The following is a 12,441-nucleotide window of genomic DNA, read 5'->3' as shown; positions in this document are numbered from 1 at the left end:
GTCAGCCGAGGCGGTCGACCAGCGCCGCCACCCAGACGAGCAGCGCCGCCATCTGCGCCATGAACGTGCCGGCGGAGGCGAGGTCCTTCACGGTCCCGATCATCGGGTGATGACCCGGATGGACGTGGTCGCAGAGCTTCTCGACGGCGGTGTTCAGGAACTCCGCGGCCAGCATGAGCAGGAGGCTGACCATCAGGGCGACGCGCACCCAGAGCGTCGCGCCGAGGAACAGCGCGACCGGGATCCCGAGCGCCAGGAGCACGAGCTCCTGCCGGACGGCCCGCTCGGTGCGGGCGCCGTGACGCAGGCCGCGCCAGGAGTTGAGGAAGGCGAGGACCAGGGCGTTCATCGGATGGCGGCCTCCGGCACCGACCGGCTGATCCACTTGGCGAGGAGCGGGCCGGTCAGCAGCACCACGAACAGGCGCAGAGTCTGGACGGCCAGGACGAACGAGACGTCCGCCTTCGAGCCGACCGCGATGATCGCCACCGAGTCGAGCCCGCCGGGGCTCGTGGCGAGGACCGCGGTGAGCAGGTCGATGGGCAGCAGCAGGGTCAGTCCCCAGCCCCAGGCCGCGCAGAGGGCGATGACCGAGAAGGTCGCCGCCAGGATGCCCGGCAGGGCGGTGAAGGTCAGGCGCAGCGTCTCCCGGGTGAAGCGCAGGCCCACGTAGATGCCGATGCAGGCGTAGGCGAGTTCGAGGAGCGGGACCGGCAGCGCCATGCGCACGAGCCCGGTGGCGTGGAGCAGGCTGCCCAGCACCATCGGCCCGATCTGCGCGCCGGCCGGCACCCGCAGGGCGAGCGCCGCGCCCGCGCCCACGACGGCGCCCGCGAGCGTCGCGAGCNGCCCACGTAGAGGCCGATGCAGGCGTAGGCGAGTTCGAGGAGCGGGACCGGCAGCGCCATGCGCACGAGCCCGGTGGCGTGGAGCAGGCTGCCCAGCACCATCGGCCCGATCTGCGCGCCGGCCGGCACCCGCAGGGCGAGCGCCGCGCCCGCGCCCACGACGGCGACCGCGAGCGTCGCGAGCAGCGAGAGCGGGCCGGTGACCTCGCCGACGCCGGCCGACGCGCCCGGCACCGGCGTCTCCATCAGGAAGCGGGCCGCCAGCGAGGCCGAGAACACCACGGCGGCGACGCGCACGTACTGCATGAAGGCGACGAGGCGCGGATCGGCGCCGAAATCCTCGGCCATCGCCACCATGGCGGAGGCGCCGCCGGGGGACGATCCCCAGGCCGCGGTGGTCCCGGGCAGCACGCGCAGGCGGGTCAGGATCCAGCCGACCAGGCCGCTGACCGCGACGGTGACCAGGACGACGGCGACGATGAGCGGCCCGTCCTCCAGCAGGGTCTGGGCGATCTGCCCGGTGACGGCGTGCGCGACGAGGCAGCCGATCGCCGCCTGCGAGGCCTGGAACGCGGCCCGCGGGACCCGCAGGCGCGAGCCGCCGACGCCGAAGGCGATGGCCGCGATCATCGGCCCGAGCAGCAGGGCGGCCGGGAACTGCGCCTGCATCAGGCCGTACGACACGGCCGCGGACGCGGCGGCGAGGGCGGCCCAGAGGCCGAGGGTGCGGAGAGGGGGCAAGGCGACCGATCGGGAGCGGCCCGCTTCAGCCGGCAGGCGTCAGGCGCGCGCTATACCGCAATATTGGCCCTGTCACGGCAGAGTTTCGGCACGGCCCCCCCGCGCCGAAGTCAGGGCTCGCGCGTCAGGGCCGCGAAGGCGGTGTCGAGGCGCGTCCGGGCGCTCATCCTGCTGGCCGCCTCGGTGGGGGCGGTCCTGCTGTTCGGCGCTTTCACGCTGCTGACGCAGCTCGGCTGAGGCACGGCCGCGATTGCAACCTGAGCGGGTTGGCTGCGGGCCGGATCGCGGGGGGGCGGTCCCGTGCGAAGCGGGCGAGCCAGGCGCGGTCGGTCCGCAGCCGGGCCTGCGCGGCGGCCAGCATCCGCCGGACCTCGGCGGGCTGCGGGCCGCCGAGACCCTTCGCGGCGTCGATCATGCCGCGGGCCGACAGCGCCGCCCGGAAGCGGGTCTCGTCGAGGGGCAGATCCGGCTTCAGCCCCGACCCGGCCGCGGCCTCGGCGTAGATGCGCCGCACCTCCGGGAAGGGCAGGTCGGCCGGGCGCAGGTCGTGGCTGCGGCCGTAGCTCACGAGCTCGGACGCGAAGTAGTGGCCGAGCCGGAACGGCACGTCGGCCTCGCGCTGGAGCGTGTCGGCGAGCTCGGTGGTGGTGGAATAGTCCGCCGCGACCTCGTCGGCGGCGCGCGCCCGGTCCACGACCAGCCCGTCGAGGACGCGCGTCCAGCGCCGGCACATCTCGGCGGCCTCGGCCAGGGTCCGCCCCGGCGGCTCGGCCTGGTTGCGCTTGTAGTCCGGCATGCCGGAATCGACGTTGTGCGCCATGATGACGAAGGCCTGGGCGGCCCCCACGACGTCGCTGGCCTTCATGCGCAGGCTGTAGAGCGCGACGGGGTTGCGCTTCTGCGGCATGATGCTGCTCGGCCCGGTCAGCGCGCCCTCCCGCAGCAGGATCCAGGGCCGGGTCTGGTGGTACTGCGCGTAGAGGTCCTGGGCGAAGCTGCCGGCCGTGGTCGCGAGATTCGCCGCGAGCCCGGTCAGCTCGATCCCGAGGTCCATCGGGGCGAGCTGGCCGGCATCGTAGCTGTTCTCCACCGGCGCGTCGAAGCCGAGCAGCGCTGCGAGCCGGTTCCGATCCACCGGGAAGCTCGACGTGCCCAGGGCGGCCGCGCCCAGGGGCGACAGGTTCAGCCGCGCCCAGGTCTCGCGGAGGCGGTCGGCGTCGCGGGCGAGGGCGGCTTCGTAGCCCAGGTAGACGTGGCCGAGCGTCGTCGGCTGGGCCTGGACCCCGTTGGTGTAGGCCGGGACGATCGTGTCGGCCTCGCGCTCGGCCACCGCCAGCAGGGCCGCCCGGGTCTCGTCGAGCGCCTTGGCGAGGTTCAGGAGGCGGTCGCGCTGCTCGAGCTTCAGCACCGTCGGGATGATGTCCTGGCGGCTGCGCCCGGAATGCATCCGGGTGGCGTCGGCCCCCGCGATGGCGGTGATCAGCGGCTCGATCCGCAGGTAGTCGTCCGGCCGCTCGGCACCCGGCTTGGCGGCGTCGGCGGCGACCTGGTCGAGGGCGCGGGCGACGGTCGCGCCCAGCGCCCGCGGCACGATGCCGGTCTCGACCGTCATCACCAGGGAGGCGCGGTTGATCTGGTCGATCCGGGCGAAGCTGTCCTTCGGCTCGGCGCGGGCCCCCGCGGGCACCAGCAGCGCCAGTGCGACCCAGACCATCGTGCGCCGCATCGAGCCGCTCCCTGTCGTCACCGGCCCTCATAGCCCCGTTGCGGCCCGCCTTCCTATTCACAACCGCTCAAGGCGGGCGGCCGCAGCGGCTCAGGCGACGGCCTCACCGTCGCGGCAGGCCGCCGTGCCCGTCGGCGCGTGCGCGCGGAAGAAGGCGGCCAGACTCGCGAGCCCGGCGGACCGGGGGTCGCTCGCCCGCCAGACCAGCGCGATGGTCCGGCCCGGACCGTCGACGTCGAAGGCGCGGGTGACCGTCAGGCCGCTGGGATCGGGGTTCGCCGGCACCGCCAGGGCCGGGAGCAGCGTGTAGCCGGCGCCCGCCGCCACCATGGAGCGGAGCGTCTCCAGGCTGGTGGCGTGGCGGCCGACCGAGGAGCCGGCGCCGCAGGCCGCGATCGTCTGGTCGCGCAGGCAATTGCCCTCGTCGAGCAGCAGCAGGTCCGGCCCCGCGATCTCGTTGGCGGAGAGCGCGCCGCCCCGGGCGAGGGCGTGCTCGGCCGGGCAGGCGAGCCAGAACGGCTCGACGAACAGCGGCGAGATCGCGAGCCCCTGCGACGGCAGGGGCAACGAGACCAGGGCCGCGTCGATGCGGCCGTCGCGCAGACCCTCCACGATGTCGGCCGTGCGCGATTCCGACAGCGAGAGCATCAGGAGCGGGTACTGCTCGCGCAGGGGCCGCAGCACCAGCGGGAAGAAGTAGGGACCGAGGGTCTGGATCGCCGCCAGCACGAGGCGCCCGGTGAGCGGTGAGCCGCGGCCCTCGCTGGCCAGCGCCAGGAGCCGCTGCGCCTCCGCAAGGACGACCCGCGCCTGCCGGACGATGGCCTGCCCCGCCTCGGTGAGCAGGATCCGCCGGTTCGACCGCTCGAACAATGTCAGCCCGAGCGCGGTTTCCAGCTTGCGGACCTGCACGCTCAGCGTCGGCTGGCTGACGTTGCAGCGCTCGGCGGCGCGGCCGAAATGCCCCTCGTCGGCGACGGCGACGACGTACTCGAGATCGCGGAGCGACAGGCCGGCCAGGTTCATAGGCTGCGTCTATCAGAATCTTTGTGACGATGCATTTGCCTCGGGGTCATGCCGCGGTCATAACCCCTCACCAGAACGGTTCCAGGCTGACCCCGCTGTCCACCGAGAGCCTTCGCAGAACGGAGAGACGGTACGCATGAGCGATCAACGCCCGATCCTGACGACCCGCCAGGGCCATCCGGTCCGCGACAATCAGAGCACCCGCACCGTCGGTGAGCGCGGCCCCGCGACGCTCGAGAACTACCAGTTCATCGAGAAGATCACGCATTTCGACCGCGAGCGGATCCCGGAGCGCGTCGTCCACGCCCGCGGCGCAGGTGCCCACGGCTGGTTCGAGGCCTACGGCAAGATCGGCGACGAGCCGGCCTCCAAGTACACCCGCGCCCGCGTGCTGAACGAGACCGGCGTGAAGACGCCGATGTTCGTGCGCTTCTCGACGGTCGCCGGCGCCAAGGAGAGCCCGGAGACCGAGCGCGACCCGCGCGGCTTCGCGGTCAAGTTCAAGACCGTCGACGGCAACTGGGACCTCGTGGGCAACAACCTCAAGGTCTTCTTCATCCGCGACGCGATCAAGTTCCCCGACATGATCCACGCGTTCAAGCCGGACCCGGTGACGAACCGCCAGGAGGCGTGGCGCTTCTTCGACTTCGTGGCCCAGCACCCCGAGTCGATCCACATGGTGACGCACCTGAAGTCGCCCTGGGGCATCCCGGCGAATTACCGCGAGATGGAGGGCTCGGGCGTCAACACCTACAAGCTGGTCAACGACCAGGGCGAGGCGGTGCTCTGCAAGTTCCACTGGATCCCCAAGCAGGGCGTCCGGAACCTGACCTCGCAGCAGGCTTCCGAGATCCAGGCCAAGGATGTCGGCCACGCGACCCGCGACCTGTACGACAACATCAAGGCCGGCAATTTCCCCGAGTGGGAGTTCGCCGTGCAGATCATGCCGGATGGCCCGAACGACCACCTGTCGTTCGACCCGCTGGACGACACGAAGCTGTGGCCGGTCGATCAGTTCCCGCTGCTGCCCTGCGGCCGGATGGTGCTCGACCGCGTGCCGGACAACTTCTTCGCCGAAGTCGAGCAGTCGGCCTTCGGCACCGGCGTGCTGGTCGACGGCATCGACTTCTCGGACGACAAGATGCTCCAGGGCCGGACACTGTCCTACTCGGACACGCAGCGCTACCGCGTCGGCGCCAACTACCTCCAGCTGCCGATCAACGCGCCGCAGCCGGGCGTGAAGGTCTACTCGAACCAGCGCGACGGCCAGATGGCCTACGCGGTCGACGGCACCGGCCCGAACAAGCACATCAACTACGAGCCCTCGACCCTGGCCGAGGGCCTGCGCGAGGCGCCGAAGCCCGCGAAGGACTACCACCAGCCGGTCCAGGGCAATCTCGGCCGCTACCAGACCTCGCGGACCGAGGACGACTACACCCAGGCCGGCGTGCGCTACCGCTCGTTCGCGGACTGGGAGCGCGACGACCTGATCGCCAACCTCGTGGCCGACATGAAGCAGTGCCCTGAGCCGATTCAGCTGCGGATGGTCTGGCACTTCTGGCACGCCGACGCGGATTACGGCCGCCGCGTCGCCGAGGGCGCCGGGATCGACCTGGAGAAGGCCAAGGCTCTGCCGCCGCTGCCGGGCCGCGCCGCGCCGGGCAAGCGCCTGCAGTCGGAGACCCTGACCGACGGCTCGCAGGCGCACCGGGTCGCCGCCGAGTAAGCCTCGCGCGCGCGCTCAACGACACAGCCCCGCGCGGTCACCCGGCCGCGCGGGGTTCTCGTTTGCGGAACGGACGGAGGCGGCGATGGCGAGTGTCGTGCACCGCGGGCCCGGCCCGGACGCCGTCATCGGCGGCATGCGGATCTCCTATCTGGCGCGCAGCGACGAGACCGGCGACGGCCTCGGCATCTACCGGGTCGCGATGGATCCCCGGACGCCGGGCGCGGGACTGCACCGCCACGCCCGGCTGACCGAGACGTTCTCGGTCGAGGCGGGCCGACTCGCGCTCCACGTCGACGGAGCGGATCACGATCTCGGACCGGGCGACTTCGCGCTGATCCCGCCCGGCGTCGCGCACGCCTTCGCCAACCGCGGCGACCGGCCGGTGCGCTTCACGCTGAGCTTCGCGCCGGCGCTCGGCCGCGAGGGATTCTTCGAGGGTCTGGCCCGGCTCGCCGCGGAGGGCCGGCTCGGCGACGCGGCCGCGATGATCGACCTGATGGCCCGCTACGATCAGGAACCGCTGGCCGGGTTCGCCGGCTGGAGCGCGGTCGGCGGCTGATCGGCCGCGCTGACCTTCAGGTCACGTCCGGCGGCCAGCCCGATCAGGATCGCCGCGACGGTGATGCCGACGAACAGGGCGCCCGGCACGGCCCATCCTCCGGTGGCCTCGTGGGCGAGGCCGAAGACCAGCGGTCCCAGCGCGGCGCAGGTGTAGCCGATGCCCTGCGCCATGGCCGAGAGGCCTGCGGCGCTCGCCGCGTCCGCGGCGCGCAGCACGATCAGCGTCAGGCCCAGCCCGAAGCAGCCGCCGATCCCGAAGCCCAGCGCGCAGGCGGCGGGGATCCGCAGGGACTCCGCCCCGAAGGCGAGGACCACGAAGGCGGCGGCGGTCAGGCCGGGAATCACGACGATCCAGGCGCGCTGGTCGCGGGCGCGGGCCGCCAGCATGGCGACCAGCAGCGCGCCCGGCGCCTGCACCAGCGTCGCCAGCGAGGCGTAGAGCCCGGCATTCAGGGGCGTCAGCCCGCGGCCCTGCAACAGGAGCGGCAGCCAGCCGAACAGGATGTAGGCGAGCGAGGATTGCAGACCCATGAAGCCCGTCACCCACCACGCCAGCGGGTTCCGCAGCAGCCGCCCGGCGGAGGGCGCGGCGGTCGAGGCGGCCCGGCGGGCGAACGGGATCCATACGAAGGCCGCCACGAGCGCGGGCAGCGACCAGATCGCGAGGGCGGAGGGCCAGCCGCCGCCGAGGGCGTGCTCCACCGGCACCGACGCCCCGGCGCCCGCGGCCGCGCCGAGGCACAGGGTCATCGTGTAGAGACCGGTCATCAGGCCGCCGTTGCCGGCGAAATCGCGCTTCACCAGCGCCGGCAGCAGGACGTTGTCGAGGCCGATCCCGATGGCCGCCAGCGCCGTCCCGGCGAAGAGCGGCACGAGGCCGCCGAGACCGCGGAGCGTCAGGCCGGCGACGAGGATCGTCGAGCCGGCGAGCACCGCGAGGTCGGGCCCGATCCGGCGGATGAGCGGCGCGGCCAGCGCGCAGGCGATGCCGAGGCACAGGACCGGCAGCGTCGTGAGGATGGCGGCACCGCCGGCACCGAGACCCGTGCCGTCCCGGATCGTCGCCAGCAGGGGGCCGACCGTGCTGAGCGCCGGGCGCAGGTTGAACGCGACCAGCATCAGCGCGAGGCCGAGCAGGAACCGGTTCGCGGTCGCCCTGTCCGAACTCACGGCCGCCGCGCGATCACGGCCCCGCCGAGGCAGGCCGCCAGCATCAGCGCGAAGGCGGCGTCGCCGAACTGGCCGTAGAGCGTGCCGCCGACGATGCGGGCGGGCAGGTCCGCGTCGAGCCAGGTCTCGGTATCGAGCGCCGTGCGGGCGACGACGCGGCCGTGCGGGTCGATCACCGCGGAGATCCCGGTATTGGCGTCGCGCACGAGCGGCAGCCCCTCCTCGACGGCGCGCAGGCGCGCCTGCGCGAGGTGCTGGCGCGGCCCCGGCGTGTCGCCGAACCACGCGTCGTTGGTCACGTTCAGGATCAGTCCCGGCGGCCGCGGCGCCGGGGCGGCGCGGCCCGCGGGCAGGATCGCGCCGGGGAAGATCGCCTCGTAGCAGATGGTCGCGGCGACCGGCGGCAGGCCCGGCACCGTCAGGATGCGCTGCGCCGCGAGCGTTCCGGCCGAGAATCCGCCGGGGATCGCCACGAACTGGCGCAAGCCCACGGCCCGCAGCGCGGCGTCGAGGGGAGCGGGGAGGTATTCCCCGAACGGGACGAGGTGGACCTTGTCGTAGCTGTCGGAGATCCGGCCGTCCGGGCCGATCACCAGGACGGCGTTGTAGAAGCGCAGGCGCTCGCCCGGCAGCGGCTCCTCGGCCCGGGCCGCCCCGGTGATCAGGTGCTGCCCGGGCTTGAGGCCGGCCGCCACCTTGGCGAGGGCGTCGGGATCGCGCTGGATCAGGAACGGGAAGGCGGATTCCGGCCAGACGATGTGGGTCGGCTCCGGCGCGCCGGCCTCCGTCGGGCGCTGGCTCAGCTCGATGTAGCGGTCGACGATGTCGGCCCGGTTCTCCGGCCTGAACTTGGCGTCCTGCGGCAGGTTGGGCTGGACGAGCCGCAGCCGGACACCGGCCACCACCGGGTCGGGCGGCCCGAGCCGCTCGGCCCCGTACAGCGCCAGGCCGGCGAGCACGATGGCGGCGGCCGCGCTCGGCCCGAACCGGGCGCGCGGGTTCGCNCCTGGCGGCCGAGACCGGCGAGCGGCTCCTGAATGCCCTCGCGACGGTCTACCGCGACGTCGCCCTCGCGAGCGACGACCACGACGCGATGCTGGCGCGCCTCACCGACCTCGCCACCAATCTGGGCCGGCTCGGCCTTGGCGGCGATGTGGTCGACGAGATCGCGGATGTGGACCATGCCGCGGGGATCGTCGAGGGTCTCGCCGTAGACCGGCAGCCGGGAATGGCCGGCCGTGCGGAACAGCTTGAGCAACTCGCCGAGGCTGGTGTCGTTCGAGACGGCGACGATGTCGGCCCGGGGGACCATCACGTCGTCGACGCGCACCTTGTGCAGGCCGAGGACGTTCTTGAGCATGACGCGCTCGAGCGGGGTAAGGCCGCTCTCGCCGGCATCCGGCTCCGCCAGCGCCTCCTCAAGACCCTCGCGCAGGGAATCGCGCGGCTTGAGATGGAGCGCCTGGAGCAGGCGGTCGTACCAGGGCTCCCGGTGCTGGGAGTCGCCCTCGGTGGAACTGGGCGCGGCCAGGGCCGCGCCGCGACTTCGATCGTTGCTCATGTCTCTCGGGTCTGGGGTCGCTCGGACGTCGCGCGCTCAGGCATAGGGATCCGGGATGCCGAGGGTCGCGAGCGCCGCGACCTCGAGGGCTTCCATGGCATCGGCCTCGGCCTCGCCGATCTCGTGGTCCTGACCGAGACAATGCAGGGTGCCATGGACGAGGAGGTGGGCGAGGTGATTCTGGAGCGGCTTCGACTGCTCCGCACTCTCGCGCACCAGGGTCTCGTACGCAAGGACCACGTCGCCGAGGGGGGCGGCGGTCCCGGCATGCCGCGGCTGCGGGGCCGCCGGGAAGGACAGGACGTTGGTCGGCTTGTCCTTGCCGCGCCAGGTCCGGTTGAGCTCCTGGACGGCGGCATCGTCCGTCAAAAGGACGCTGACCTCGACGGGGCCGTCCGGACTCTCGGGGGCGACGGCGAGCCCGGCCTCGATGGCGCGGGTGACGAGGGCTTCGAGGTCCGGAACCGCCGCCTCCCAGCGCGCGTCCTCGACGGCGAGGTCGATCTCGTGGGGCACGGTCACGCCAGCGGCCGGCGGCGGGGATTCGGGTTGCGGTCGCCCTCCGCGCTGCCGTGGGCGGCACTCTCGTAGGCGGTCACGATCCGGCGGACGAGGTCGTGGCGGACCACGTCGACGTCCTTGAACCGCACGTGCCCGATCCCCTCGACGCCCTCCAGCACGCTGACCGCTTCCACGAGCCCGGACTTCTGGCCCGGCGGCAGATCGATCTGGCTCGGATCGCCGGTGACGATCATGCGCGAGCCCTCGCCCAGGCGGGTGAGGAACATCTTCATCTGCATGGAGGTGGTGTTCTGCGCCTCGTCGAGCAGCACCACCGCGTTGGTGAGGGTCCGGCCGCGCATGAAGGCGAGCGGCGCGATCTCGATCTGGCCGGTCTGGAGGCCGCGGTCGACGTGGCGGGCCTCCATGAAGTCGTAGAGGGCGTCGTAGATCGGCCGCAGGTACGGGTCGACCTTCTCGCGCATGTCGCCCGGCAGGAAGCCCAGGCGCTCGCCGGCCTCGACCGCGGGCCGCGACAGGATCAGGCGCTCGGCATGGCCCTGCTCCAGGAGCGACACGGCGTGGCCGACCGCGAGCCAGGTCTTGCCGGTCCCGGCCGGGCCCTCGGCGAAGACCAGCTCGTTGGTGCGCAGAAGCTTGATGTAGGCGTCCTGCGCGGGGTTGCGCGCCCGCACGGCCCCGCGCTTGCGGGTGGCGATCTGCTCGAAATGCGGCTTGTCGGCCTCGGCCGCGATGACCTCGGCCGGGAACAGGGTCGCCTGCGCGGTGGCCTCGCGGATGGCGCCGTCCACGTCGCCGAGGGTCAGGGTGCTGCCGCCGGTCCGGACCCGGGCGTAGAGCTTCTGGAAGACCCGCCGCGCCGTCTCGGCGGCGTCGGCCGGCCCCTTGATGACGAGGCACGTCGTACTCGCGCAGGACCTTGTCGATGTCGGCCTTGCGCTTGCGCAGGATCGTGTTCAGCGACCGCTTCCAGTCATTCTCGCCGAGCCGGACACCCATGGCGATCCGGTACGCCATCGGCGGCCGCTCCGGCTCCTTCAGCAGCGGCACGACGCTCATCGGCGTCCCGGACTGCTTGGCGAGCCAGCCCGCGGCGGGTCCCCAGAGCACGGCCGCGTCGATCTCCTTNCCGGAGCGCGCCGCGCGCGCCCGCACCGTCCGACGCGCTCAAGCCGCCATCCTCGCCATCATCCCGACCGCTCCGCTCCTCACGCCGCCGCAGCCTCGGACACCAGTTCCCCGAACAGGCTGTTGGACCCCGCCTCGGTGATCCGCACCGGCACGACCTGCCCGATATGGTGTGGCGCGGCGTCGAACTGGACGGCCAGCAGGTGCGGCGTCTTGCCCGCGACCTGGCCGGGATGCCGCCCGGGCTTCTCCACCAGCACGTCGAAGACCCGTCCCGCGGCCGCCCGCTGGTAGGCGTGGCGCTGGCTGTCGAGGAGCGCCTGCAGTTCGGCGAGCCGGGCCGCCATCACGGCCTCCGGCACCTGATCGGTGCGGTCGGCGGCCGGCGTGCCGGGGCGCGTGCTGTACTTGAACGAGAACGCGCTCTCGAACCCGACGTCGCGCACGAGCCGCAGGGTCTCGGCGAAGTCCGCGTCGGTCTCGCCGGGGAAGCCGACGATGAAGTCGGACGAGAGTGCGATGTCGGGCCGGGCGGCCCGGATCCGGTCGATCAGCCGGCGGTACTGGTCGCCGGTGTGCCTGCGGTTCATCGCGGCGAGGATGCGGTCGGAGCCCGACTGCACCGGCAGGTGCAGGTAGGGCATCAGCGCCGGCACCTCGGCGTGGGCCCGGATCAGGGCGTCGTCGAAATCGTTCGGGTGGCTCGTCGTGTAGCGGATCCGCGCGATGCCGGGGATCTTCGCCACCGCGCGCACCAGCTCCGCGAGGCCCGCGGGCGCGCCGTCGGGGCCGTCGCCGTGGTAGGCGTTGACGTTCTGGCCGATGAGCGTCACCTCGCGGACGCCCCCGTCGGCGAGCTTCTCGGCCTCGGCGAGCACCGCCGCCACGGAGCGCGAGACCTCCGCGCCCCGCGTGTAGGGGACCACGCAGAAGGCGCAGAACTTGTCGCAGCCCTCCTGCACGGTCAGGAAGGCCGACGCCCCGAGGGTCCGCCGGCGGGGCAGGTGGTCGAACTTGTCCTCGACCGGGAACTCGGTGTCGACGACGCGGCGCTCGCGGGAGCGGGCTAGCAGGTCCGGCAGGCGGTGGTAGCTCTGGGGGCCGACCACCACGTCGACGGCGGGCTGGCGCGCCTGGATCTCGGCGCCCTCGGCCTGGGCGACGCAGCCGGCCACCACGATGCGCGTGTCGAGGCCCTGCGCTTTCCGCTCGCCCTTGAGCACGCGCAGGCGGCCGAGCTCGGAATAGACCTTCTCGGCGGCCTTCTCGCGGATGTGGCAGGTGTTGAGGACGACGACGTCCGCGTCCTCGACCGTGTCGGTCGCCGTGTAGCCCTCAGCGCCGAGGACGTCGGCCATGCGGGCCGCGTCGTAGGCGTTCATCTGGCAACCGTAGGATTTGACGTAGGCCTTCTTCAACGCGCGCCGTC

General features: G+C 72.8%; 9 protein-coding genes and 4 pseudogenes. 2 read left to right on the top strand and 11 right to left on the bottom strand.

Annotated features, from left to right (window positions below):
• Position 1 precedes the first annotated feature (1 nt).
• From MMR14E_RS14275 to MMR14E_RS14255, 5 genes and pseudogenes are all read right to left on the bottom strand, one after another.
• Complete coding sequence (locus tag MMR14E_RS14275) at positions 2-349, bottom strand: diacylglycerol kinase (protein WP_020093477.1); 348 nt, start codon at positions 347-349, stop codon at positions 2-4.
• Complete coding sequence (locus tag MMR14E_RS14270) at positions 346-822, bottom strand: AbrB family transcriptional regulator (RefSeq protein WP_331315162.1); 477 nt, start codon at positions 820-822, stop codon at positions 346-348. The genes MMR14E_RS14275 and MMR14E_RS14270 overlap by 4 nt, the downstream gene beginning before the upstream one ends.
• A gap of 50 nt (positions 823-872) precedes the next feature.
• Positions 873-1,589: pseudogene (locus tag MMR14E_RS14265) on the bottom strand (AbrB family transcriptional regulator); the annotation flags it as partial.
• A 211-nt stretch (positions 1,590-1,800) separates the two neighbouring features.
• On the bottom strand, positions 1,801-3,315 hold the full coding sequence (locus MMR14E_RS14260) for an argininosuccinate lyase (RefSeq protein ID WP_331315160.1): 1,515 nt from the start codon (positions 3,313-3,315) through the stop codon (positions 1,801-1,803).
• 90 nt (positions 3,316-3,405) lie between these two features.
• Positions 3,406-4,341: a LysR substrate-binding domain-containing protein gene (locus tag MMR14E_RS14255; RefSeq protein WP_331315158.1), complete on the bottom strand. Its 936-nt coding sequence runs from the start codon at positions 4,339-4,341 to the stop codon at positions 3,406-3,408.
• A gap of 136 nt (positions 4,342-4,477) precedes the next feature.
• Here MMR14E_RS14255 and MMR14E_RS14250 point away from each other — a divergent pair, with 136 nt between their 5' ends.
• Positions 4,478-6,067, top strand: coding sequence for a catalase (locus MMR14E_RS14250; protein WP_331315156.1), 1,590 nt, complete (start codon positions 4,478-4,480; stop codon positions 6,065-6,067).
• 85 nt (positions 6,068-6,152) lie between these two features.
• Positions 6,153-6,629 (top strand): cupin domain-containing protein, encoded by a 477-nt coding sequence (locus MMR14E_RS14245; RefSeq protein WP_331315154.1) that lies wholly within the window; start codon positions 6,153-6,155, stop codon positions 6,627-6,629.
• Here MMR14E_RS14245 and MMR14E_RS14240 read toward each other — a convergent pair.
• The 6 genes and pseudogenes from MMR14E_RS14240 to miaB form a co-directional block, all read right to left on the bottom strand.
• Positions 6,581-7,801 carry an MFS transporter gene (locus tag MMR14E_RS14240; RefSeq protein WP_331315152.1) on the bottom strand — a complete coding sequence of 407 codons (1,221 nt, stop codon included), beginning with the start codon at positions 7,799-7,801 and terminating at the stop codon, positions 6,581-6,583. The two genes, MMR14E_RS14245 and MMR14E_RS14240, sit on opposite strands and share 49 nt — an antisense overlap.
• Positions 7,798-8,811: pseudogene (gene lnt / locus MMR14E_RS14235) on the bottom strand (apolipoprotein N-acyltransferase); the annotation flags it as partial. The pseudogene lnt and the gene MMR14E_RS14240, both read right to left, overlap by 4 nt.
• A gap of 116 nt (positions 8,812-8,927) precedes the next feature.
• Positions 8,928-9,362: pseudogene (locus MMR14E_RS14230) on the bottom strand (CBS domain-containing protein); the annotation flags it as partial.
• Between the two features lie 36 nt (positions 9,363-9,398).
• A complete protein-coding gene (gene ybeY / locus MMR14E_RS14225; protein ID WP_331315261.1) occupies positions 9,399-9,878 on the bottom strand; it encodes an rRNA maturation RNase YbeY in 480 nt (159 codons plus the stop codon).
• A 2-nt stretch (positions 9,879-9,880) separates the two neighbouring features.
• Positions 9,881-10,780: pseudogene (locus MMR14E_RS14220) on the bottom strand (PhoH family protein); the annotation flags it as partial.
• Between the two features lie 312 nt (positions 10,781-11,092).
• Positions 11,093-12,430 carry a tRNA (N6-isopentenyl adenosine(37)-C2)-methylthiotransferase MiaB gene (miaB, locus tag MMR14E_RS14215; RefSeq protein ID WP_331315150.1) on the bottom strand — a complete coding sequence of 446 codons (1,338 nt, stop codon included), beginning with the start codon at positions 12,428-12,430 and terminating at the stop codon, positions 11,093-11,095.
• Between the last annotated feature and the right edge of the window lie 11 nt (positions 12,431-12,441).

This window comes from Methylobacterium mesophilicum, from assembly GCF_036441335.1.
GTDB lineage: Bacteria > Pseudomonadota > Alphaproteobacteria > Rhizobiales > Beijerinckiaceae > Methylobacterium > Methylobacterium mesophilicum_B.
The sequence above is the reverse complement of the archived record's forward strand: the minus strand, read 5'-3'. Positions and strand labels throughout refer to the sequence as shown.

What these genes read in the sequence shown, in the direction of transcription:
- MMR14E_RS14275 (WP_020093477.1), bottom strand. Translation starts at nt 349, where the DNA reads ATGAACGCCCTGGTCCTCGCCTTCCTCAACTCCTGGCGCGGCCTGCGT.
- MMR14E_RS14260 (WP_331315160.1), bottom strand. Translation starts at nt 3,315, where the DNA reads ATGCGGCGCACGATGGTCTGGGTCGCACTGGCGCTGCTGGTGCCCGCG.
- MMR14E_RS14255 (WP_331315158.1), bottom strand. Translation starts at nt 4,341, where the DNA reads ATGAACCTGGCCGGCCTGTCGCTCCGCGATCTCGAGTACGTCGTCGCC.
- MMR14E_RS14245 (WP_331315154.1), top strand. Translation starts at nt 6,153, where the DNA reads ATGGCGAGTGTCGTGCACCGCGGGCCCGGCCCGGACGCCGTCATCGGC.
- MMR14E_RS14250 (WP_331315156.1), top strand. Translation starts at nt 4,478, where the DNA reads ATGAGCGATCAACGCCCGATCCTGACGACCCGCCAGGGCCATCCGGTC.